This is a genomic window from Mesorhizobium sp. M0626, assembly GCF_040320665.1.
Lineage (GTDB): Bacteria > Pseudomonadota > Alphaproteobacteria > Rhizobiales > Rhizobiaceae > Mesorhizobium.
This window is the reverse complement of sequence record NZ_JAMYQD010000008.1, coordinates 166486-188689: the sequence shown is the minus strand read 5'-3', so window position 1 is coordinate 188689 and position 22204 is coordinate 166486. Positions and strand designations below refer to the sequence as shown.

Sequence of the window (22204 nt, the reverse complement as noted above, 5' to 3'; positions counted from 1 at the left end):
CGACGGCAAGGGAATGGCACCATTTCTATAAGTCAGCAGCTTCACCTGTAACCGCAACCAAACACCCGAGGAGCATGACATGCAAAAGATCACCACCTGCCTGTGGTTCGATGGCCAGGCCGAAGAGGCGATGAATTTCTACGTCTCCATCTTCAAGAATTCGAAGGTGCTGAGCGTGCTGCGTTGGCCCGAAGGCCAAGCCGATGCCGGCAAGGCGCTGGTGACCACGTTCGAACTCGACGGCGTGCAGTTCCAGGCACTCAACGGCGGACCGCAATTCAAGTTCAACGAGGCGATGTCACAGTCGATCGACTGCAAGACCCAGGAAGAGGTCGATTATTTCTGGGACAAGCTCATCGAAGGCGGCGGCGAACCGTCGCAATGCAGCTGGCTGAAGGACAAGTTCGGCGTCTCCTGGCAAGTCGTGCCGGAGCAACTGCCGCGCCTGCTTCTGGATCCGGACCGGGCCAAGGCCGGGCGGGTGATGTCGGCGATGATGCAGATGAGCAAGATCGATATCGCCAAGATCGAGGAAGCTGCCAAAGGCTGAGTGAAGCCCTCAACGCCTCGCTGCCCCTCATCCGCGCTTCGGGCACCTTCTCCCAGTGAACGGGGAGAAGGCAAGATGGCGCCTTACGCCGCCTTGTCGCGGACCTGGTAGTCCTTGACGGTTGCGAAGCGGATCGCCTTCCAGCGTTCGGCTTCGTAGTTCAGCGAGAAGGCGTGCTGGGCCAGAAACACAGGGTCGTTGTCGAGGTCGCGGGCGATGTCGCCGCGATGCGCTTCGATGAAGCGAAGCGTCTCGCCCTTGTCGTCGGCCGAGATCCAGCGGCAGACCGAGAAGCGCGACATTTCGAATTCGACCGGCAGCGTGTATTCGAAATTCAGCCGCTCCTTCAAGACGTCGAGCTGCAACGCGCCGACGACACCGACGATGGCCGGCGAGCCGTCTTCCGGCGAAAACAGCTGCACGACGCCTTCCTCGGCCATCTGGTGCAGCGCTTCCTTGAGTTTTTTCGCCTTCATCGCGTCGCCGAGGCGCACACGGCGCAGGATTTCCGGCGCGAAGTTGGGTACGCCGCGGAACAGTATCTCCTCGCCTTCGGTCAGCGTATCGCCGATACGCAGCGTGCCGTGGTTGGGAATGCCGACGACATCGCCGGCAAACGCTTCGTCGGCGGTGACGCGGGTGCGGGCAAAGAAGAACTGCGGCGCCGACAGGCTCATCGGCTTGCCGGTGCGCACCAGCTTGGCCTTCATGCCGCGCTCGAGCTTGCCCGAACAGACGCGCACGAAGGCGATGCGGTCGCGATGGTTGGGGTCCATATTGGCCTGGATCTTGAACACGAAGGACGTCATCTTCTCCTCCGTCGCCTCGACCTTGCGGGTGTCTGCGTCCTGCGCACGCGGCGGCGGGCCGAAGGCGCCGAGCGCCTCGATCAGGTCGCGCACGCCGTAATTGCGCAGCGCCGAGCCGAAATAGACCGGTGTCAGATGGCCTTCGCGGAAGGCGTCGATGTCGAGCGGGCGGCAAGCTTCGCGCGCGAGCTCCAGCTCCTCGATGAAGGCCTCGCGCTCGTTTTCCGGCAGCAGGCCGGCGACGCGGTTGGAGTCGGGGCCGTTGACCGGCGTGCGCTCTTTCTCGGCATCGCCCCTGCGCACAGCGTTGAGCGCCAGGTGGTAGGTGCCGGCAAAAGTCTTGCCGCGGCCGATCGGCCAGGTGATGGGGGCAGTGTCCAGCGCCAACTTCTGCTCGATCTCGTCGAGAATTTCGAACGGGTCGCGGCTTTCGCGGTCCATCTTGTTGATGAAGGTGATGATCGGGATGTCGCGCAGCCGGCAGACTTCGAACAGTTTCAGCGTGCGCGGCTCGATACCCTTGGCGGCGTCGATGACCATGACGGCGCTATCGACCGCCGACAGGGTGCGGTAGGTGTCGTCGGCAAAATCCTCGTGGCCGGGCGTATCGAGCAGGTTGAAGACATTGTCCTCATATTCGAAGGTCATCACCGAGGTGACGACCGAAATGCCGCGCTCGCGCTCGATCTTCATCCAGTCGGACCGGGTCTGGATGCGGTCCTTCTTGGCCTTGACCTCGCCGGCAAGCTGGATGGCGCCGCCGAACAGCAGCAGCTTTTCGGTGAGCGTCGTCTTGCCGGCGTCGGGGTGGGCGATGATCGCGAAAGTGCGGCGGCGCGATACCGCCTGTTCGATGTCTTCAGCCAATTTCTGGAATCCTGTCTGTGGCGCGGGCTTCTAGCAGCGCATTGCCAGCCTGTCGACCGTTTCGGGCCGGCAGGCCTCGACCGCCCTTGAGCTTAACCCGCTGCGGTGGCATCAGAGGAGCCCATTTTGAGAGGTCCGGTATGAGCAGCGCTAAAGAAGTCATCGTCATCGGCGCCGGCATTGTCGGCGCTTCCATCGCCTGGCACCTGACCAAGGCTGGCGCGCGGGTGACGGTGGTTTCGGAGAGCGGCGCCGGTGGCGTCGCGACGCCCAATTCCTTTGCCTGGATCAACGCCAGCTGGGGTAACCCCGAAATCTATTTCCGGCTGCGCACCCGCGCCATGGCCGAGTGGAAGCGGCTGGCAGACGAGTTGCCTGGACTGCCGCTCGCCTGGTGCGGCGGCTTGTGCTGGGATTTGCCGGCCGACCGGCTCGAAGCCTACGCGGCTGAGCACGCTTCCTGGGGTTACGGCATCGAACGCGTCGACGCCGGGCGGGCAGCGCAAATCGAGCCCAATCTCGTCGAGCCGCCGGAATTCGCTGTCTATGTCGCGGAAGAAGGCGTGGCCGAACCGGTCGCAGCGGCCAAGGCGCTGCTGGCCGACGCAGAACGGCAAGGTGCGCGCGTTCTCTCCAGTTCTGTAACCGCACTTGTCCAGACCGATGGCAGGATTGCCGGTGTCGATACATCGCATGGGCTGATGCCAGCCGAAGAGGTGGTGATCGCAGCCGGTGTCGGGGCGCCCGATATTGCCGCTACCGCCGGCATCAAGCTGCCGATGGAGACGCCGCCCGGTCTGATCGTCCACTCGCAGCCCTACAAGAAGCTCCTCACCGGGCTGGTGCATGCCGAGAGGCTGCATATGCGCCAGACGGCGGAGGGCCGCATCATCGCCGGCTCGGATTTCGCGGGGAGCGATCCCGGTGAGAATCCCGACGCCACGGCGCGCGAGCTGTTTGCAGCAATGAAGGCGGCTTTGCGCGGCGCCGACGAACTGGAATTCGATTTCCACACGGTTGGCTACCGGCCGACGCCGATCGACGGCTTTCCGATCATCGGCCGCGCCGAGGGCGCCGACGGCCTCTATGTCGCCGTCATGCATTCCGGCATCACGCTGGCGCCCGCGGTCGGGCTGTTCGCCACGCGCGAAATTCTCGACGGCGAGCGTGATCCGCTGCTGACGCCTTATGGGTTGGGTCGGTTTGCTCAGTAGCCCGGCGGACGCTTGAAGCCGCCGGTCAGCGCTTCGATCGCCTTGGCGATGCCGAGCAGCCGCGATTCCGACCAGCGCTTGCCGACCAGTTGCAGGCCGATAGGCAGGCCGTCGCGGTCTTGCCCGCAGGGCAGCGAGAGTGCCGGATGGCCGGAATAATTGAAGACCGCGCCATAGGCCGGTAGCATCCAATAGCTTTGCTCCTTGCCGTCGACTTCGATCGGCGTGCCGGGCTCACAATGCGCGAAGGCCGTGGTCATGGCGACCGGGCACAGCAAGGCATCGCAGGTTTCGAAGAACCTGTCCCAGGCCAGGATCGAGCGGTCGCGGCGAGCGAGCGCCTCGAACCAATTGGTGATCGGCGTTGGCTGCTCCGGCGGTTCGGGCTGCGCTGCCTCCAGCATCATGCCGATCAGATCGCCGCCCTGCTCCAGATCGTCATGCAGATCGATCTCAGGCAAGTTCGCTTCTTCCACAATCACCCCTGCTGATTGCAACCGCTTGGCCAGGCTTTCGGCGGCGACAGCGATTTCGCCAGCCACCGGAAAGCCGGGGAAGGACGGCGCGACGGCGATGCGCAATGTCTTGAGGTCGAGCCTGGGCATGGCCTCTACGGGCACCGGCGCGAGGTCGGTGTCTGCTCCGTCCGGGCCGGCGATGATTTTGTAGATCAGCGCAAGATCGTCCACGCTGCGCGCCAGCGGGCCGAGGCAGGACATCAACCGCACGCTTCGCGCCGCGCCGTTCGGATCGGGGAAGGCGCCGGCCAGCGACACGCGGTGCTCGGTCGGTTTCAACCCGTAGACACCGCAAAAAGCCGACGGCAGGCGGATCGAATCCTGCATGTCGGTTCCCACATCGAACGGCGTCATGCCGGTCGCCACCGCTGCCGCGGCGCCACCGCTGGACCCGCCTGACGTGCGCGAGCGGTTCCACGGATTGCTGGTGCGACCGAACAGCGGATTGTCCGACTGCCAGTCGCCCAGCATGGTCGCGACATTGGTCTTTCCAATCAGGATGCCGCCTGCGGCTTTCAATCGGGAGACGACCGGGCTGTCCGATTTTGCCGTATGGTTGGCGAAAGGCGGGAAACCGACCGTGGTCTCCATGTCGGCCGTTTCGTGCGTATCCTTCAGGGTGAAGGGCACGCCATGCAGCGGGCCGAGCGCATCGCCATGCGCCAATGCCACGTCGGCGTTTTCAGCGCGCTCACGGGCGCCTTCGCGGTCGAGATTGACGATGGCGTTGACGGCCTCGTTGTGTCGGTCGATTTGGACCAGATGGGCGTCCAGAGCTTCGACGGCGGAGATCTTTCGCGCCGCGATTGCGGCGGCGAGATCGATGGTCGAGGAAAAGGCGAGGTCCATGATTGCTCCGGCTGCTGCCAAACGTATCGCGGTTTGAAACCAAGTTCAGCATTCGGAGATCATCGGCGCTTGATCAAAATTGCGCTTGCCGGTCGGTTGAGGTTGGCGCTCTACGGCGCCCCCTCTGTCCTGCCGGACATCTCCCCCACTTTGGGGGGAGATTGGCAGCTTTGGCTTCGGCGCCCCTTTTCCTGCGTTGAAAATTGGCGAAGGCCGCCGTGACCTCCAATCTCCCCCCTCGTGGGGGAGATGTCCGGCAGGACAGAGGGGGGCGCGAAGGAATGCGGCTTAGACTAGGGCCTAGACGACCAGTGCCAGCCTTGCCACAGCCGGCACGAACGGCCGAATGCTCATCCCATCGCCAGTGATCGTGACAAAACTCGCCGGCGGGATCGCCTGCCAGTCGCCGCCTTCGCGGTCGAAGGGTTCGGACACGATGCAACGACCGCCGTTGCGGAGCGACGTGTACAGCGTCGGTGCGTGGGCATCGCTTGCGTAGCGCACGGCATAGAGCGCGCGCCCATCCGAAAGGGCCGCAGTGAGTTTCAAGGCCGGTTCGAGACCGGCGTGGCGTGACGCCTCCAGAACCCGAGCGGTGGCGCGCGATACTGCCCCTTGCGGGTCGCCAGCAAGACCCTCGTCGATCATCAGCAGGAAAAACAATTCGGAATCGGTGGTGCCCTCGCGCTGGTCGAAGACGGCGTCAGAGAGCGAGTTCTCCAGCGCGCGGCGGATCTTTTCGAAGCCGCCGATCTGGCCGTTGTGCATGAACGACCAGTTGCCGGAGATGAAGGGATGGCAGTTCATGCGGCTGGTGGCGCCGCCGGTCGACGCCCTGACATGGGCGAGGAACAGGCCGGATTTGATCTGCCGGCATAGGCTTTTCAGATTGGGATCCGACCAGGCCGGCAGGATGTCGCGGTAGAGGCCGGGCTCGGGCCGGTCGCCATACCAGGCAAGGCCGAAACCGTCGCCATTGGTCGGCGACTTGGCTTCCTGGGCGCAATGGCTCTGGGCGATCAGCGAGTGGCAAGGTGCGGTGACGACGTCTTCGAGGAAGACCGCTTCACCCAGATAGGCCGCCCATCGGCACATGGCTTCTAACCAATCCTAGGCGCGATCCAAGAGAGCCTGGGGCTCCTTGACCGCGTGCGAGCCTCTGTTGTGCGTCCGCTCGTAGAGTTCGCGAACGATTCGGCTTGCCGTAGTTTCGAAGAGAAACGGCAAGAAAGCGTGAACGAGTGCCGCACCAGCGGCCATCAGGAGGCGCGAGCAGAACCAGGCGGCAAAGGCCATATGGCTGAAATAGGTCTCGCCCACCTTGGCCGGGTGAGAGGTGAACAGCTTCGAAAACAGCGTCGTCATGGTGATCCCTCCTGCCGGGATAAGCCCCGATGTGGGTATCCTGCCACGGGGTAAAGGTTCATCGGTCTCAATTTGTCCTTGTCTAACGCCGTGGTTCGGGACATTCATCCCACATGGCGCTTGAATTTGATGAAATCGACCGAAGATTGCTGGCCGAGCTGCAACGCGACGGCACACTATCGGTCGATCAGCTCTCCGAAAAAGTGTCGCTGTCGCGCAACGCCTGCTGGCGCCGGGTCAAGCGGCTGGAAGAGGACGGCGTCATCACCGGACGGGTGGCGCTGGTCGATGCCGACAAGCTCGGGCTCGGACTTTCGGTGTTCATCCTGATCCGCACCTCCAATCATGACCCGGACTGGCTGCAGAAGTTCCGTGCGGCGGTGACCGGTTTTCCCGAGATCACCGGGGTCTATCGCATGTCCGGCGATCTCGACTACGTGCTGCGCGCCCGCGTCGCTGACATGAAGGCCTATGACCGGCTCTATCAGCGGCTGATCGCCAAGGTGGCGCTGTCGGACGTTTCGGCCTCCTTCGTCATGGAGGAGATCAAGGAGACGACCGTCGTTCCGATGGAATTGCGCTAGGTCACACTGACGCCTGAAAGAAAGCCGTTGATAGGCCTGCGGACGAGTTGACCGAATCGCCGTTCGCGCCGATAGGATCGATTTTATGCGCGCAGCCTTCCAAAATTCCTCCGTCATTGGTCCCACTGTCGGCTTCGTCAGGTTGCCGCATGGAGATGGACTTCCCCTTCCCGCCTATGAAAGCACCGGCGCCGCCGGCATGGATCTGCGCGCCGCGGTGCCGGAAGACCGGCCGCTGCTGATCCTGCCTGGCAAGCGCGCCTTGGTGCCGACCGGTCTGATCCTGGAAATTCCCGAAGGAATGGAAGGCCAGGTGCGGCCGCGCTCCGGCCTTGCCTTCAAGCATGGGCTGACCGTCCTCAATTCACCAGGCACGGTCGACAGCGACTATCGCGGCGAGGTTAAGGTGCTGCTGGTCAACCTCGGCGACGAGGATTTCGCGGTGACGCGCGGCATGCGCATTGCCCAGATCGTCTTTGCCGCGGTGACGCAGGTGACGGTTGAGGAGCGCTCGCTGGCCGGCGCCACGACGCGCGGCGCGGGCGGGTTCGGATCGACCGGCACCGCCTGAATGAGCATACCGAAACTGGTCATCTTCGACTGCGACGGAATCCTGGTCGACACCGAGAACCTTGCCAACCGGCGGCTTGCCGAGTGGTTTGTTGCCGCCGGTTATCCCACCACATTCGAATATTGCCGCAAATATTTTTCCGGCCGCAGCATGGCTTCGGTGCAGAAGGAAATCGAAGAGACGACCACGGTGCGGCTCGGCGCCGATTTCGTCGATCGCTGGAATGCCGGCCTGCCCGATCTGTTTGCGCATGGCGTCGAGGCGATCCCCTATGTGCGCGACTTCATCGAGGCGGTTCGCGCGGCCGGCATTCCCTATTGCGTCGCCACTTCTGCGCGTATCTCGAAGATGCACATCACGCTCGGCCAGACCGGGCTGCTGCCGCTGTTCGAGCATGCCATGTTCTCTTCGACCATGGTCAGCCGCGGCAAGCCGTTCCCGGACCTGTTCCTGCATGCGGCAAAGACCATGGGTTTTGCGCCGGCCGACTGCATCGTCATCGAGGACAGCGTTGCCGGCACGCAGGCCGGCATTGCCGCCGGCATGCGTGTCTATTCCTATCATGGCGATCCCTATTCCGACCGCGATGGCCTGGCCAGCGCCGGCGGCGTCCTGTTCGACGACATGCGCGAACTTGCCGGGCTGGTGCCGATCCACTGAAGCTGTGTTAGGTTCCGCGCGGCCAGCCTGAGGCGCCCATGCCAACGAACCTGCTTCGCTCCATCCTAAAGCGTTTCACCGTTTCATGGAAACGGCGAACCGCTCTATCTTTTTGTTTTGTCGCAATTTCCGGCCGGAAAACCGCACACACTTTTCCTGAAATTGCTCTAGCGCTTGTGCTGCTGCCGTGGCTTTGGACCGCAGCCGGCGCGCAGGCCGTCAGCTTCCCGGAATTCGGCAGCGCCATCCCCGGCCACATGGATGTGACCTATCTGGACCTCGCAAGGATGGTCATTCCCGGCCTCGCAGGTAACAGCAACGGTTTCTACCGGGGTGGATTGCCGATCGAGATGCGCCACATCGAGGGACCGGATGGCGGCGGTTCGCCGCCTGAGACATCGGGCCTCTCCAACGCCGGCGTGCTCGCCATCAAGGCCGGGGGCAAGGACCGGCTGGCGATGCTCTACGACCTCGGCGACTCTCCCGACAGCGCCGAAGGCTATGCCGTGCTGGCGCTCTACGACATCACAGACAAGCCGAAGCTGCTCGACGCCGTCAATGTCGCGCTCGACCGCGGCACCTATTTCCGTGAACCGGGCAAGCTTTCCGTTGGGCCGAACGACGACATCGTGATCACCATGAGCGCGCATTTCAATTCGAGCCAAAACTACGCGATCACGCCGCTGATCATGCTGCGCGACGACAAATTCCAACTGATCGACATGATCTTCACCTTCGATGAGAACCTGTGCGCCTACAGCCGCAAGCAGGACGTTGCTTTCCAGACGATCGCTGACGGACAGCCTTATGCCGCGGTCAAAGTGACGGTGACCGACGCCACGGTGCTCAACGGCGAGAGCTGCGACGACCAGCCGCCCAAGCCTGAAGCCCACGCAATTTCCGTCACCTATCATTGGGACAAGAAGACGTTGCACTACGTCAAGGATTCCGATGCGCTGGACAGATTGGCAGGAGAGAGCGCCAAACGCTTCTGAGCCAACCGCATTTGTTTGCCCGGTGCATTGCTGCACGATAGAATCTGCCGGCATTTCCGCATCTGAAGGGAGCACTCATGGACAAGGGCAAGATCTTTCGCGACCTGCACGCCTCGACCTTCGTCATGCCCAACCCCTGGGATGTCGGCACGACCAAGCTCCTGGCCTCCTTCGGCTTCAAGGCGCTGGGGACGACCAGCGCCGGTTTTGCCTTCTCGCGCGGCCTGCCCGATGGCGCAGTGACCTTCGAGGCGATGATCCACCATTGCCGCGAGCTGACGGCGGCAACCAGCCTGCCGGTGTCGGCCGATCTCGAGAAAGGCAAGGGCGACAGCGCGACGAGTGCCGCCGAGACGGTTTTTGCGGCCGAAGCGGCAGGTCTCGCCGGCTGCTCGATCGAGGACCATACCGGCGATCCCGACAAGCCCATCTATGAGTTTTCACACGCCGTCGAGCGCGTTGCAGCTGCTGCTGAGGCCGCACGGGCGCTCAAGCATGATTTCGTCTTCACCGCACGGGCCGAGAATTTCCTTTGGGGCAAACCGGATCTCGACGACACGATCAAGCGGCTGCAGGCCTTCGAAAAGGCCGGCGCCGATGTGCTCTATGCGCCCGGCCTCAAAGATGTCGAGACCATCCAGAAAGTCTGCTCGGCGGTGAGCAGGCCGGTCAATGTCATGGCACTCCCGGCCTTCACCATCGCCGACCTTGCCATGGCCGGGGTCAAGCGCATCTCGCTCGGTCCGTGGCTGACCAATTTCGCCTTCGGCATGCTGGAAACCGCGGCGCGCGAGATCCAGCAGGACGGCACGTTCGGCTTCACCCGGGCCGCCATCCCGTTCGGCAAATTGCAGGCGCTGTTTTCCAAATCCTCAGGCTAGGGGGTCCCGGCGCATGACGCTCACCGTCGTCGACATGCACACCGGCGGCGAGCCGCTCAGGATCGTCACCGACGGCTATCCAGACATTCCCAAAGGCACGATCCTGGAAAAGCGCGCCTATGTGCGCGACCACCTCGACCATTTGCGCAAGCTGCTGATCTTCGAGCCGCGCGGCCACTACGACATGTATGGCGCGCTGATGGTGGAGCCCGACCTGCCCGGCGCCGAGCTGGCCGTGCTGTTTATGCACAACGAGGGCTATTCGACGATGTGCGGCCACGCCATCATTGCGCTTGGCCGCTACGCCGTCGACGAAGGGCTGGTGGTCAAGCAGGAGCCAATCACCACCGTCAACATCGAGGCGCCGTGCGGCATGGTCGTCGCCTCGGTCGAGGTCAGGGACGGCAAAGCGGGATCGGTGTCGTTCGAAAGCGTGCCGGCCTTTCTGTTTGCCCATGACCAACAAATCGAATTGGGGGGATACGGCAAGATTGCGTTCGACATCGCCTATGGCGGCGCCTTCTACGCGCTGGCCGACTGCCATCAATTCGGCCTGGAGTTCGGCCGCAGCCGGGTGCGCGATTTCGTCGACGCGGCAACCGCGCTGACCGAGCGGCTGAAGGCGGCGTTCCCTCTATCGCATCCCGACCATGCCGATCTCGCTTTCCTCTACGGCACCATCCTCACCGATGGACACGATGCGTTCTCCGGCGAGGCAACAAAAAACATCTGCGTCTTTGCCGATGCCGAGGTCGACCGCTCGCCGACCGGCTCCGGCGTCACCGCGCGGCTGGCGGCAATGCATGCCAAGGGTGAGATCAACCCTGGTCAGGAGCGGTCCTTCGAAAGCATCGCCGGCTCGCGCTTTTCCGGAGCGGTGGCGCGCACGACCATGGCCGGCCCGCATGATGCGATCATCGCCCGCGTCGGCGGCCGCGCCTACTATTCGGGCCGGGCGGAATTCACCGTCGAGCCGGATGACGAATTGGGACGCGGTTTTCTTCTGCGTTGATAGGCCTATCGCCCGGCGCTCTCCCGCGCGCCGACCGCCTTGTGCAGATGCACCATCATGGCGGCGGCAAAGAGCGGCGTCAGCAGGTTGAGCAGGGGCACGGCGAGGAAGGCAGCGATGAGCAGCCCGGCCAGAAAGACGGTGCCGGCATATTTCCGGCGCAACGCCCTCGCCTCATCTTCCGGGCGGAAGCGCATGGCGGCGAATTCGAAGAATTCACGTCCGAGCAGATAGCCGTTGACGATGAAGAAGGCGGCGATGTTGACGCCCGGAACCAACAGAAGGAGCAAGGCGACGATGTTGCCCAGGATGACGACGCCGAAGAATTTCACCGACAACACGAGCGAGCGCAGCGCCGGCATGGCGCGTCCGACGGGATCGGCCGGATAGTCGGTGCGCTCGACCACTTCGGCGATGTCGTCGAGAAACAGGCCGGCCACGATTGCCGTCGCCGGCGCGATCAGCAGCGCCATCCCGAAGGCAAGCGCGATGGCAGCGATGATGCCGCTCAGCCATCCGGCCCAGGACGGCAGGCCGGGCAGCAAGGAGTGAACCCATGGCAGGGCCAGCCAATCGACAAGCCCGGTCAAGACGAACCACAAGGCGACCAGCGCCAGGACGGTCAAGCCCAGCGTCTTCAGGAAAACCGCGCGGAATTCGGGAGAAAACAGCCGGCTGAAGGCGGCGCGGGCAGCGTTGAAGATCACGGCGTTTCACCCCCAGGAACGAACGGATATCTCCGACATAGGCTGAGACCCTGTCAGCCGCAAGCCTGCCGGAGCGGGCGCAATTCCGGACGGGAACTAGAGCATGATCCCAAAAAGTGGGTACCGGTTTTTGGAAAAGATCATGCTCCAACAAAGGGTTAGATCATGATGAGATTTCAACCAAATCTCATCATGATCTAGCGCGCCAGCGCCCGGGAGCGGGCTGGGATGGTCATTGCCGCAACGCCGACGACGACGCAGCCCATGCCCCAGAGCGCCGTCGGCCCGATGCTTTCGCCGAGGAACAGGACACCGATGCCGACGCCGATCGGCACGCGCAGATAGGCCTGCGACGTCGTGCCGACCGAACCCAGCGTGTGGATGAGGCGGAAAAAGATGCAGAAGGCCAGCGCCGTGGAGAACACCGACAATGCCAACAAGGCCAGTATCGACGCCATTGAAGGCGACAGCGTCCACGGGCGGTCGAAGGCCAGGCTCAAGGGGACGAGGATGACCGCGCCGCACAGCATCGAGCCGGCGGCCGGCAGCATCGGGTCGAGTCCCCTAAAGCTGCGGCCGAAAATGGCGGCGCCGGCATAGCAGACCGTGGCGGCAATGACGGCAAGCTGCGCCCACAATTGATGGCCGAGCCCGCCAAGCGCCTGGGTGCCGACGATCAGGCAAATGCCGGCAATGCCGGCACCGACACCGAACAGCTTGCGTGCGGTCACGGATTCATGGCGGGTGATAAGCGCGGTCAGCAGGAAGGTGAAGATCGGCGAGGTCGCGTTGAGAATGGTGGCCAGACCGGCGTCGATGGAGCGCTCGGCGGCGGCGATCAGCGTGAACGGCACGACGCTGTTGAGGCAGGCCTGGACCATGAACCGCCACAAGGTCGCGCTGTCCTTGGGCATGGCGAGGCCGCGCCAGCGGATCAGCGCGAGCAGGATGGCGCCGGCAATCAAGGTGCGGGCAGCGATGAAGGATATCGGCGGGATCGTCTCGACACCGATCTTGATGAAGGTATAGGACGGGCCCCACAGGGCGGCCAGCACGCCAAGCAGCGCCAGTTCGGTGGTCATGTCGGTCTTTGCTTGCATGCGGGTGCTTCCAGCGCTTGATTTGAGGCCAAGCTTGTAGGCGACCCGGCGGTCAGATGCTTCGGCCACGGTCGAACTGTGATGGAGCCTCGTCCCAGGCGCGCGCGCCGGCTTGGGCCGGCAAAGGATGGAAATCGGTTGCCATTTTTCGGGGTGATGCTGTAGACCCGCCCGGGCGCGGCAGAAAGCCGGCAGGTTCCGAGGCGGAGACATTGATGCCGGATTTTGACGTGCTTTGCATCGGCAATGCCATTGTCGACATCATCGCCCAGTGCGACGACGCTTTTCTCGAGACCAACGGCATCATCAAGGGTGCGATGAACCTCATCGACACCAAGCGCGCCGAGCTGCTCTACAGCCGCATGGGGCCGGCGATCGAGGCCTCGGGCGGCAGCGCCGGCAACACGGCGGCGGGCGTCGCCAGCTTCGGCGGCCGCGCCGCCTTCTTCGGCAAGGTGTCGAACGATCCGCTCGGCGAAATCTACGCCCATGACATCCATGCCCAGGGCGTTGCCTTCGACACCAGGCCGCTTGAGGGACAGCCGCCGACGGCGCGCTCGATGATATTCGTCACCCCCGATGGCGAGCGTTCGATGAACACCTATCTCGGCGCCTGCGTCGAACTCGGCCCGGAAGACGTCGAGGCCGACAAGGCATCCGGCGCCAAGGTTACCTATTTCGAGGGCTATCTGTGGGATCCGCCGCGCGCCAAGGAGGCGATCCGGCAGACGGCGAAGCTCGCACACGAGGCCGGGCGCGAAGTGTCGATGACGTTGTCGGATTCGTTCTGCGTCGACCGCTACCGGGACGAGTTCCTCGAGCTGATGCGCTCGGGCACTGTCGACATTGTCTTTGCCAACAGCCACGAGATCAAGTCGCTCTACCAGACAAAATCCTTCGACGAGGCGCTGGCGGCTATCCGCAAAGACTGCAAGATTGCCGCCGTCACCCGCTCCGAAAAAGGCTCAGTGATCGTGCGCGGCGACGAGACCGTCACCATTCAGGCGACGACGATCCGCGAACTGGTCGACACCACCGGCGCCGGCGACCTCTATGCCGCCGGTTTCCTCTACGGCTACACCTCGGGGCGCAGCCTGAAGGATTGCGGCGATCTCGGCTCGCTGGCCGCCGGGCTGGTGATCCAGCAGCTCGGGCCACGGCCGCGGCAAAACCTGCGCAGCGCGGCCCAATTGGCGGGGTTGCTGTAGGGCCGTCTTTCGGCGCGCAGCGCCGAGCCAGATGAGGGGTTCCCGCCGGATCAGGCTGTCCGGCGCTCCGCTCAGGCGGTGCGGCGAAGGTCGTCGGACGTAGGCCCGGGTTCCAAAGCCCCGGCGGTGACCAGCCGGTTGCGGCCGCTCTTTTTGCCGATGTACATCAGTCGGTCGGCGAGCGTTATCAGCGCCTCCGAATCGGACGCTTCCGCCGGGTAGATGGCGACGCCAACGGTGCAACCAACATGGATGGCTCCATTCGGCGTCGGCACCTTGATCCGCAGCTTTTCCAGGATACGTTCGGCGACGCCCACGGCCTTCTGTCGGGCCCGGCTAGCCTCTCCTGAAAACAGGAATGCGAACTCGTCTCCACCGAGCCGCGCCACGAAATCAGCGCTGCGCAGGATGGTGCGAAGCTGACCCGCCACCTCCTGCAGCAGCGCGTCGCCGGCCTCGTGGCCGAGCGTGTCGTTGACCTTCTTGAACCTATCGAGGTCGATGAACAGCAGGCCGGCCGCCTGGCCGGTGCTGTCGCAGCGGTCGATCACCGACCTCAGCTCGTTGTGAAAGGCGCGCCGGTTGGGCAGGCCGGTCAATGCATCGTGGTTGGCCGAATGATCGCTCTGCTGCTTGGCCAGCTCGATCTCGCGCTTTTGTACGGAGAGTTCCTCATTGGCGGCCTTGAGTTCGAGCAGCAGTTCGGCATTGAGATCCTCGACTACCTTACGGTCGCTAATGTCGACGACGAAACCTTCGAGGAATTCGAGTTCGCCGGCACCATCCCAGACCCCGCCTCCGATCTCGCGCACCCAGAGCGGCTCGCCGACCTGTGGCACGATGCGGTAGTCGACGTTCCAGTTGCAGCGCGCCTCGAGCGCGGTATCGACGGCGGCATAGACCGCAGCGAGATCATCCGGGTGGATCGCCGAGACATAGTCGCGCACGGCATTTTGAATGAAGTCGCTCGGCCGATAACCGCTGACGGTTAAAATGCCGTCGCTGATGTAGAGCATGGTGTAGGACGCATCGTTGCGGCAACGGTAGAGATAACCGTCCATGCGGCCGGTGATGCTCAGCAGCGCATCCAGGCGCTCGTCGTGATAGACCCCCTGGCCGACCACAGATGCCGTGTCATGCTTCATGGCCGCACCCCCGTTTTGGCGGTCTGAGCGCGCCGCCAATGCCATAAGGCCATAGGGGGCGAGAACGTTCCCTATAGCAGCCGAATATTATCAATCTCTTATGCGTTGGCGATTTTGCCGCCAATCAGGCTCCCGCGCTATAGGCCGCGATCGCAGCCATGTTGACGATGTCCGAATCCTTGGCGTTGAGCGAGACGATCTGGACCGGTTTGTTCAAGCCGACCAGCAGCGGGCCGATGACGGTGGAGCCGCCGAGTTCCTGCAGCATCTTGGTCGAGATCGAGGCCGAGTGGAACGCCGGCATGATCAGCACGTTGGCCGGGCCGGTCAGCCGGATGAACGGATACTGCGCCATGGCACGGGCGTTCAACGCAACGTCGGCGGCCATCTCGCCGTCATATTCGAAATCGACGCGGCGCTTGTCGAGGATACGCACCGCTTCCTGCACCCGCTCGGAGCGTTCGCCCTGCGGGTGGCCGAAGGTCGAATAGGCAAGCATGGCGAGCCTCGGCTCGTAGCCCATGCGGCGGGCAAATCCCGCCGCCTCTTCGGCGATGTCGGCGATCTGTTCGGCATTGGGCATGTCGTGCACGGCGGTATCGGCGACGAGGACTGTTTTGCCCCGCGCGAGCACGATGGAGACGCCGATGACGCGGTGTCCGGGCTTGGCGTCGATGACGCGGCGGATATCGTCAAGCGCCGTGGAATAGTTGCGGGTGACGCCGGTGACGATGCCGTCGGCATCGCCCAGCGCCACCATGCAGGCAGCGAAATGGTTGCGGTCGTTGTTGATCAGCCGCTGGCAGTCGCGGAACAGGAAGCCTTTGCGCTGCATGCGCTCGTAGAGATAATCGGTGTAGATGCCGTTGCGGCGCGAAAGCCTGGCATTGATGATCTCGATGCCTTGCTTGTTCAGGTCGATGCCGGCGTGCCTGGCGTTTTCCTTGATTACATCGTCGCGGCCGAGCAGGATCGCGGTGCCGAGCTTCTGGTTCACATAGGAGACGGCGGCGCGCATCACCTGTTCTTCCTCGCCCTCGGCAAAGACGATGCGCTTGGGCTGGCGGCGGACGCGATCGTAGATGCGCTGCAAGGTCGAAGCGATCGGGTCGCGGCGGGCCGACAGCTCCTGCGCGTAGCGGTCGAGGTCGAGGATAGGCTTGCGGGCGACGCCCGACTCCATCGCCGCCTTGGCCACCGCGAGCGGGATGGCCGAGATCAGGCGCGGATCGAACGGCACCGGGATGATGTAGTTCGGGCCGAATTTCGGCCGGTTGCCCTGATAGGCGGCGGCGACATCGTCGGGCACGTCCTTGCGCGCCAGGTCGGCCAGCGCTCTCGCTGCGGCGATCTTCATGTCGTCATTGATGGTGGTGGCCCTGACATCCAGCGCACCGCGGAAGATGTAGGGGAAGCCCAGCACATTGTTGACCTGGTTCGGATAGTCGGAACGCCCGGTGGCCATGATGGCATCGGTGCGGATCTCGGCCACTTCCTCGGGTGTGATCTCCGGGTCGGGGTTGGCCATGGCGAAGATGATCGGGTTCTTGGCCATCGACTGCACCATCTTGGTGGTCAACGCACCCTTGGCCGACAGGCCGAGGAAGACATCGGCGCCGTCGAGCGCCTCGGCCAGGCTGCGCGTGTCGGTCTTGACCGCATGCGCCGACTTCCACTGGTTCATGCCCTCGGTGCGACCCTGGTAGACGACGCCCTTGGTGTCGCACAGAATGATGTTGTCGGGGGCAAAGCCCATCGCCTTCATCAGTTCGATGCAGGCGATACCGGCCGCACCGGCGCCGTTGCAGACCATTTTCGTGGTCTTCATGTCGCGGCCGGTGATCTCCAGCGCGTTGATCAGCCCGGCGGCCGAGATGATGGCGGTGCCGTGCTGGTCGTCGTGGAAGACCGGGATGTCCATCAGTTCGCGCAGGCGCTGCTCGATGATGAAGCATTCCGGCGCCTTGATGTCTTCCAGGTTGATGCCGCCGAAAGACGGCCCAAGAAAGCGCACGCAATTGATGAACTCGTCGGCATCCTCGGTGTCGACTTCGAGGTCGATGGAGTCAACATCGGCGAAACGCTTGAACAGCACCGCCTTGCCTTCCATAACCGGCTTGGAGGCCAGCGCGCCGAGATTGCCGAGGCCGAGAATGGCGGTGCCGTTGGATATGACGGCGACCATGTTGCCGCGCGTCGTGTAGTCGAAAGCGCGGCTGGGGTCTTCGGCAATGGCCAGCACAGGAACCGCGACACCCGGCGAATAGGCGAGGCTCAGATCGCGCTGCGTCGCCATCGGCTTGGTGGCGACGATCTCCAGCTTGCCGGGGCGGCCCATGGCGTGGAATTCCAGCGCCTCCTCGGCGCTGACGGAGGGGCCGCTATTTTCGGTTTTCTTGGCCATGATGCTTTTGATTTCCTCGCCGGTGTCGCCCCCTTGAGACGGGTGCGTGTTTTTGAAACTTCTGGATCAAGGCTACACGCCACCGCTGTAAATCGCCAAGCGATCTTCACGCCCGCAGCGAATCTCCCGAAGTCGAACGGCGTCACGTCGGCTCTGGCTCGCTGACGAAGGCAGCGATTTCGCGCACCGTTCCCCGCCGCATCATGCCGTCTGTGCCGGGGAAAGGCCACGTCTCGATGGGTGGCGCACGGCTTCCCTTGCGCCGCAGCAATGCAGTCAGGAACGCCATGAGTTCGATGCGCTGGGCGTGAACCTTCTCCAGCGTGCGGCGGCGGATGTGCTGACGCGGTATGGCACGATCTCGCAGCGTCTCGACGGCGCGGCGAATGGCAGCCGGTTCCGGATCGGCGACGATGCAATAATCCGGATCGAAATAGACGTCGCGACCGCCAAGGCTCGGCGTACTGACGATCGGCAGGCCGGCCATCAGATATTCCATCGAGGAGTACATCGCTCCTTCCACGGCCGACAGGCACAGCCCGACGGCGGCCTGGTTGTAGACGTGGTTGACCTGTTGCGCCGTCAGCTTGCCCGGCCAGCCGTCGACGAGCGGATTGGCGATCTGGTGGAGCGGCGAACGCGCCTGCAGTCGCCGAACAAAGGCGCGGGCGGCAACCGGCGGCAATTCGCCGATCGAATAGGTGATGTGGGCCAGCCGCTCTATGTCGAAGGCCAGGTGATGGCGTTTGATCGGCGAGATGCGGCCATTGTAGACCGCGTCGAATTCGACCGGCACGTCCGGCAGCGGCCGGAATATATCCTCCGACACCATCAGATTGTGGTTGGAGAAGATGGCATTGCCGCCCGCAGCTGCGATGAGACGGCGCTCTTCCTCGGTGTTGCACAGGAAGATGATTTCGTGCAGCGGAAACCGGCCGGCATACCAGGCGAGATCGCGGCCCATCCGGGCGATGACAGCCGGCCGCTCCATGGTCCAGGTCTGCATCGTCAGGAAGGTGACGCGGCGCGCCGCCAGGCGCCGGCCGAGCGCTGCCAGCGGATAGAGCGGCCGCGACCCGCCAATCGGGACATAGAGCACCAGCGGGTCGCGGCTGAGCACATGCAGCGACATGTCGATGCCGCCATCGACATCGGACAGCGGCCCGCGTGTCGGCAGGAGGAAGGGGACGCGCTTGCGCAGTGTCCCCCTGAGCTTGCCTTTGGTGCGGTGGACGCGCCGCGCCGCCAACAGCAGCAGGCGCTCAAGCGCCGATCCAGCCGGACCGACCAGCTCTTCGAACGCCTCCTGTTTGTCCTGATCCATGCCGCTTATCCCCGCCATGGCGATCATAGGGTCTGGTTGGCGCCCGAAGCAACCAACGGCTTCACCCGGCGTAGAGGGAGCACAAGCCGCCGTCGAGGCCGGTCGTCCCCTGCTTTTCGGGCCGCCGGCATTAAACCCCGCACCCACATCTGCTAGCGTGCGGGCATGAACATGCACACTTCAGCAGAAACCGACGCCCCCGAGGTGACACCGCCTGCGCCCGTCGGCAGCGTCACGCCGATGATGGAGCAATATATCGAGATCAAGGCGGCGAACCCGGATTCTCTGCTGTTCTACCGCATGGGCGATTTTTACGAGCTGTTCTTCGACGACGCCGAAAAGGCGAGCAAGGCGCTGGGCATCGTCCTGACCAAGCGCGGCAAGCACCAGGGTAACGACATTCCGATGTGCGGCGTGCCGGTGCATGCGGCCGACGACTATCTGCAAAAGCTGATCGGCCAAGGTTTTCGCGTTGCCGTGTGCGAGCAGATCGAGGACCCGGCGGAAGCCAGGAAGCGCGGCGGCAAATCGGTCGTACGCCGTGACGTGGTGCGCCTGGTGACGCCAGGCACCATCACCGAGGATAAATTGCTGGCGCCGTCGGAATCGAGCTTCCTGATGGCGCTAGGGCGGGTGAAGGGCGGCAACAGCGGTGACGCCTTCGCCCTGGCCTGGATCGAGATCTCGACCGGCGTCTTCCGCGTCGCCGAAACCACGACCGACCGCCTGCTGGCCGATGTCTTCCGCGTCGACCCGCGCGAGCTGATCGTCGCCGAGCCGGTGTTTTACGATCCCGAGTTGAAGCCGGTGTTCGACGTCATTGGCCGCGTTGCCAGCCCGCAGCCGCCGTCGCTTTTCGATTCGGCTTCGGCAGCGGGGCGGATCGCGCGTTTCTTCGAAGTGGCGACGCCGGACAGTTTCGGCGCCTTCTCGCGCGCCGAATTGTCGGCGATCTCGGGCGCCATCGCCTATGTCGAAAAGACGCAGAAGGCCGAGCGGCCGCCTTTGTCGCGTCCCGAACGCGAGGAGCAGGGCTCGACGCTGTTCATCGATCCTGCGACACGCGGCAATCTGGAACTGTTGCGCACGCTGTCGGGCAGCCGCGACGGCTCGCTGTTCAAGGCTATAGACCGCACGGTCACCGGCGGCGGCGCCAGGCTGCTCGCCGACCGGCTGATGGCGCCGCTGACTGACCCGGCGGCGATCGGCGCCAGGCTCGATTCTGTGTCGTTCTTCCGTGCGGAGACGCAGCTTTGCCAGGCGGTGCGGTCAGGCCTGAAGAGCGTCGCCGACATGCCGCGGGCGCTGTCGCGGCTGGCGCTCAACCGCGGCGGCCCGCGCGATCTCGGCGCGCTGCGTGCCGGCTTCGAAGCGGCGGCCACCATTGCCGAACTGTTCGGAACGGCCGTCCTGCCCGCGGAGCTGACAGCGGCACTTGCCGCGATAAAGGCGCTGCCGCGCGCGCTGGCCGGGCATCTGACCCAGGCTCTTGGCGAGGAACTGCCGCTGCTGAGGCGCGACGGCGGCTTCGTGCGCGGCGGCTACCATGCCGAGCTCGACGAGATGCGGGCGCTGCGCGATGAGTCTCGCAAGGTGATCGCCGGGCTGGAGCGCTCGCTGATCGAGGAGACTGGCATCCGCTCGCTGAAGATCCGCCACAACAATGTGCTGGGCTATTACATCGAGGTGACCGCCAACCATCATTCGATCATGACCGGCAGCGATGGCGCCAAGGCACGCTTCATCCACCGCCAGACCATGGCCAATGCCATGCGTTTCACCACGACGGAACTTGCCGAACTCGAGACCAAAATCGCCAATGCCGCTGACCGGGCGCTGAGCATCGAGCTTGCCGCTTTCGATACGCTGACGGCTGAGGCGGTCGGCGAGGCGCAGAAGATCCGCGCCGGCGCCGATGCGCTCGCCGTACTCGACGTGTCGGCGGCGCTCGCGCTGTTGTCGGAGAGCGAAGCCTGGTGCCGGCCGCTGGTCGATTCCAGCCTCGCCTTCGACATCTCGGGCGGACGCCATCCGGTGGTCGAACAGGCGCTTCGCCGTTCGGGCGAAGGGCCGTTCGTCGCCAATGATTGCGATCTGTCGCCGCAAGACGGTGCCAAGGCCGGCGCCATCTGGCTGCTCACCGGTCCGAATATGGGCGGTAAGTCGACCTTCCTGCGGCAAAACGCACTGATCGCCATCCTTGCCCAGACCGGCTCCTTCGTGCCGGCGACATCGGCCCATATCGGCGTCGTCGACAGGCTGTTCTCGCGCGTCGGCGCCTCGGACGATCTGGCGCGTGGCCGCTCCACCTTTATGGTCGAGATGGTAGAGACGGCCGCGATCCTCAACCAGGCCGGTGAGCGGGCGCTGGTGATCCTCGACGAAATCGGCCGCGGCACCGCCACCTTCGATGGCCTGTCGATCGCCTGGGCGGCGGTCGAGTATCTGCACGAGAAGAACCGCTGCCGGGCGATCTTCGCCACTCATTTCCACGAAATGACGGCACTCTCCGGCAAGCTGCCGCGACTGCACAATGTCACGATGCGGGTCAAGGAGTGGGAAGGCGACGTCGTCTTCCTGCACGAGGTCGGCAAGGGTGCCGCCGATCGCTCCTATGGCGTTCAGGTCGCTCGCCTTGCCGGTCTGCCGGAAGCGGTGGTCGGCCGCGCCAAAGAGGTGCTGCATCAGCTCGAGGAAGGCGATGTCTCCGGCAAGGCCAACCGACTGGTCGACGATCTGCCGCTGTTTTCGGTGGCAATGAAGCGGGAAGCGGCAAAGCCTGCGGAGAGCGACGCATTGGGCGCAGCGCTGGGTGAGATCAATCCAGACGAGATGACGCCGCGCGAGGCGCTGGAAGCGCTCTACCGGCTGAAGGGGCTGGCGGGGAAAACCTAGCCCGATTTCGGCCTTGACCAATTGTACCGATTGGTACAATGCTCGCCATCGCCTTTGCCGATGGGAGAATGACATGAGCCGTCCGCCGCTGCCGCCCTTCACCGCCGAGACCGCCGCGCAGAAGGCTCGGCTTGCCGAAGACGCCTGGAACAGCCGCGATCCCGAACGGGTTTCGCTCGCCTATACGCAGGACAGCACCTGGCGCAACCGCGCCGAGTTCGTCTCGGGCAGAAATGAGATCGTCTCCTTCCTCACGCGCAAATGGGCTCGCGAGCTCGACTACCGCCTGATCAAGGAGGTCTGGACCTGGAACGACAACCGCATCGCGGTGCGCTTTGCCTATGAATGGCGCGACGACAGTGGCCACTGGTTCCGCTCCTACGGCAATGAGAATTGGGAATTCGACGCGGCCGGGCTGATGCGTAGGCGCGTCGCCAGCATCAACGACCTGCCGATCGCCGAGGGTGAGCGCAAATATCACTGGCCGCTCGGCCGCCGACCGGACGACCATCCCGGCCTGTCCGAACTCGGATTTTAGAATATGAT

At 63.9% G+C, this 22204-nt stretch carries 20 protein-coding genes; 11 read left to right on the top strand and 9 right to left on the bottom strand.

What is annotated here, in order from left to right:
- Window positions 1-79: 79 nt before the first annotated feature.
- Window positions 80-550 (top strand): VOC family protein, encoded by a 471-nt coding sequence (locus NKI37_RS12170; RefSeq protein ID WP_023688814.1) that lies wholly within the window; start codon window positions 80-82, stop codon window positions 548-550.
- A gap of 83 nt (window positions 551-633) precedes the next feature.
- On the opposite strand, the gene NKI37_RS12165 is transcribed toward NKI37_RS12170, so the two are convergent.
- On the bottom strand, window positions 634-2226 hold the full coding sequence (locus tag NKI37_RS12165; RefSeq protein ID WP_286461313.1) for a peptide chain release factor 3: 1593 nt from the start codon (window positions 2224-2226) through the stop codon (window positions 634-636).
- Window positions 2227-2366: 140 nt separating this feature from the next.
- Between NKI37_RS12165 and NKI37_RS12160 the strand changes: the two genes are divergently transcribed.
- Window positions 2367-3440: an NAD(P)/FAD-dependent oxidoreductase gene (locus NKI37_RS12160; RefSeq protein WP_352794448.1), complete on the top strand. Its 1074-nt coding sequence runs from the start codon at window positions 2367-2369 to the stop codon at window positions 3438-3440.
- Here the strand turns inward: NKI37_RS12160 and NKI37_RS12155 are convergent.
- The 3 genes from NKI37_RS12155 to NKI37_RS12145 form a co-directional block, all read right to left on the bottom strand.
- Complete coding sequence (locus NKI37_RS12155) at window positions 3434-4807, bottom strand: amidase (protein ID WP_352788981.1); 1374 nt, start codon at window positions 4805-4807, stop codon at window positions 3434-3436. The genes NKI37_RS12160 and NKI37_RS12155 overlap by 7 nt on opposite strands.
- 300 nt (window positions 4808-5107) lie before the next feature.
- Window positions 5108-5902, bottom strand: a complete 795-nt coding sequence (locus NKI37_RS12150) for a class II glutamine amidotransferase (protein WP_023685116.1) — start codon at window positions 5900-5902, stop codon at window positions 5108-5110.
- 15 nt (window positions 5903-5917) lie between these two features.
- The gene (locus tag NKI37_RS12145) at window positions 5918-6172 is read right to left on the bottom strand and encodes a DUF6356 family protein (RefSeq protein WP_023685117.1); all 255 of its coding nucleotides are present in this window, start codon (window positions 6170-6172) and stop codon (window positions 5918-5920) included.
- A gap of 113 nt (window positions 6173-6285) precedes the next feature.
- Between NKI37_RS12145 and NKI37_RS12140 the strand changes: the two genes are divergently transcribed.
- From NKI37_RS12140 to NKI37_RS12115, 6 genes are all read left to right on the top strand, one after another.
- Complete coding sequence (locus NKI37_RS12140; protein WP_023672880.1) at window positions 6286-6756, top strand: Lrp/AsnC family transcriptional regulator; 471 nt, start codon at window positions 6286-6288, stop codon at window positions 6754-6756.
- Between the two features lie 85 nt (window positions 6757-6841).
- Entirely contained in the window at window positions 6842-7327 is a 486-nt protein-coding gene (dut, locus tag NKI37_RS12135) for a dUTP diphosphatase (RefSeq protein WP_023698959.1), read from the top strand.
- Window positions 7328-7987: an HAD family hydrolase gene (locus tag NKI37_RS12130; protein WP_023831176.1), complete on the top strand. Its 660-nt coding sequence runs from the start codon at window positions 7328-7330 to the stop codon at window positions 7985-7987. It abuts the gene before it with no gap.
- Window positions 7988-8163: 176 nt separating this feature from the next.
- Window positions 8164-8982, top strand: coding sequence for a hypothetical protein (locus NKI37_RS12125; protein WP_352788984.1), 819 nt, complete (start codon window positions 8164-8166; stop codon window positions 8980-8982).
- Between the two features lie 77 nt (window positions 8983-9059).
- Window positions 9060-9863 carry an isocitrate lyase/PEP mutase family protein gene (locus tag NKI37_RS12120; protein ID WP_023736182.1) on the top strand — a complete coding sequence of 268 codons (804 nt, stop codon included), beginning with the start codon at window positions 9060-9062 and terminating at the stop codon, window positions 9861-9863.
- 13 nt (window positions 9864-9876) lie between these two features.
- On the top strand, window positions 9877-10875 hold the full coding sequence (locus NKI37_RS12115) for a proline racemase family protein (RefSeq protein WP_352788987.1): 999 nt from the start codon (window positions 9877-9879) through the stop codon (window positions 10873-10875).
- A 5-nt stretch (window positions 10876-10880) separates the two neighbouring features.
- On the opposite strand, the gene NKI37_RS12110 is transcribed toward NKI37_RS12115, so the two are convergent.
- Entirely contained in the window at window positions 10881-11582 is a 702-nt protein-coding gene (locus NKI37_RS12110) for a sulfate transporter family protein (RefSeq protein WP_023736183.1), read from the bottom strand.
- Window positions 11583-11779: 197 nt separating this feature from the next.
- Window positions 11780-12682, bottom strand: coding sequence for a DMT family transporter (locus NKI37_RS12105; RefSeq protein ID WP_352788990.1), 903 nt, complete (start codon window positions 12680-12682; stop codon window positions 11780-11782).
- A 215-nt stretch (window positions 12683-12897) separates the two neighbouring features.
- On the opposite strand from NKI37_RS12105, the gene NKI37_RS12100 reads away from it, so the two are divergent.
- Window positions 12898-13890 (top strand): adenosine kinase, encoded by a 993-nt coding sequence (locus NKI37_RS12100; protein WP_023692653.1) that lies wholly within the window; start codon window positions 12898-12900, stop codon window positions 13888-13890.
- A gap of 71 nt (window positions 13891-13961) precedes the next feature.
- Here the strand turns inward: NKI37_RS12100 and NKI37_RS12095 are convergent, their stop codons facing one another.
- The 3 genes from NKI37_RS12095 to NKI37_RS12085 all read right to left on the bottom strand — a co-directional run bounded on the left by NKI37_RS12095 (window position 13962) and on the right by NKI37_RS12085 (window position 18763).
- Complete coding sequence (locus NKI37_RS12095; protein WP_023732507.1) at window positions 13962-15035, bottom strand: sensor domain-containing diguanylate cyclase; 1074 nt, start codon at window positions 15033-15035, stop codon at window positions 13962-13964.
- A 124-nt stretch (window positions 15036-15159) separates the two neighbouring features.
- Window positions 15160-17439 carry an NADP-dependent malic enzyme gene (locus NKI37_RS12090; protein WP_023698953.1) on the bottom strand — a complete coding sequence of 760 codons (2280 nt, stop codon included), beginning with the start codon at window positions 17437-17439 and terminating at the stop codon, window positions 15160-15162.
- 142 nt (window positions 17440-17581) lie between these two features.
- Window positions 17582-18763, bottom strand: coding sequence for a glycosyltransferase family protein (locus NKI37_RS12085; RefSeq protein WP_032934763.1), 1182 nt, complete (start codon window positions 18761-18763; stop codon window positions 17582-17584).
- A gap of 165 nt (window positions 18764-18928) precedes the next feature.
- Here NKI37_RS12085 and mutS point away from each other — a divergent pair, with 165 nt between their 5' ends.
- Window positions 18929-21658 (top strand): DNA mismatch repair protein MutS, encoded by a 2730-nt coding sequence (mutS, locus tag NKI37_RS12080; protein WP_023752996.1) that lies wholly within the window; start codon window positions 18929-18931, stop codon window positions 21656-21658.
- Between the two features lie 73 nt (window positions 21659-21731).
- Window positions 21732-22196, top strand: a complete 465-nt coding sequence (locus NKI37_RS12075) for a nuclear transport factor 2 family protein (protein ID WP_023685130.1) — start codon at window positions 21732-21734, stop codon at window positions 22194-22196.
- Window positions 22197-22204: the final 8 nt, after the last annotated feature.

Bases quoted from the DNA above. Each gene is read 5' to 3' on its own strand.
- NKI37_RS12170 (WP_023688814.1), top strand. From the start codon at position 80: ATGCAAAAGATCACCACCTGCCTGTGGTTCGATGGCCAGGCCGAAGAG.
- NKI37_RS12160 (WP_352794448.1), top strand. From the start codon at position 2,367: ATGAGCAGCGCTAAAGAAGTCATCGTCATCGGCGCCGGCATTGTCGGC.
- NKI37_RS12155 (WP_352788981.1), bottom strand. From the start codon at position 4,807: ATGGACCTCGCCTTTTCCTCGACCATCGATCTCGCCGCCGCAATCGCG.
- NKI37_RS12150 (WP_023685116.1), bottom strand. From the start codon at position 5,902: ATGTGCCGATGGGCGGCCTATCTGGGTGAAGCGGTCTTCCTCGAAGAC.
- NKI37_RS12145 (WP_023685117.1), bottom strand. From the start codon at position 6,172: ATGACGACGCTGTTTTCGAAGCTGTTCACCTCTCACCCGGCCAAGGTG.
- NKI37_RS12140 (WP_023672880.1), top strand. From the start codon at position 6,286: ATGGCGCTTGAATTTGATGAAATCGACCGAAGATTGCTGGCCGAGCTG.
- dut (WP_023698959.1), top strand. From the start codon at position 6,842: ATGCGCGCAGCCTTCCAAAATTCCTCCGTCATTGGTCCCACTGTCGGC.
- NKI37_RS12130 (WP_023831176.1), top strand. From the start codon at position 7,328: ATGAGCATACCGAAACTGGTCATCTTCGACTGCGACGGAATCCTGGTC.
- NKI37_RS12120 (WP_023736182.1), top strand. From the start codon at position 9,060: ATGGACAAGGGCAAGATCTTTCGCGACCTGCACGCCTCGACCTTCGTC.
- NKI37_RS12115 (WP_352788987.1), top strand. From the start codon at position 9,877: ATGACGCTCACCGTCGTCGACATGCACACCGGCGGCGAGCCGCTCAGG.
- NKI37_RS12105 (WP_352788990.1), bottom strand. From the start codon at position 12,682: ATGCAAGCAAAGACCGACATGACCACCGAACTGGCGCTGCTTGGCGTG.
- NKI37_RS12100 (WP_023692653.1), top strand. From the start codon at position 12,898: ATGCCGGATTTTGACGTGCTTTGCATCGGCAATGCCATTGTCGACATC.
- NKI37_RS12095 (WP_023732507.1), bottom strand. From the start codon at position 15,035: ATGAAGCATGACACGGCATCTGTGGTCGGCCAGGGGGTCTATCACGAC.
- NKI37_RS12090 (WP_023698953.1), bottom strand. From the start codon at position 17,439: ATGGCCAAGAAAACCGAAAATAGCGGCCCCTCCGTCAGCGCCGAGGAG.
- NKI37_RS12085 (WP_032934763.1), bottom strand. From the start codon at position 18,763: ATGGATCAGGACAAACAGGAGGCGTTCGAAGAGCTGGTCGGTCCGGCT.
- mutS (WP_023752996.1), top strand. From the start codon at position 18,929: ATGAACATGCACACTTCAGCAGAAACCGACGCCCCCGAGGTGACACCG.
- NKI37_RS12075 (WP_023685130.1), top strand. From the start codon at position 21,732: ATGAGCCGTCCGCCGCTGCCGCCCTTCACCGCCGAGACCGCCGCGCAG.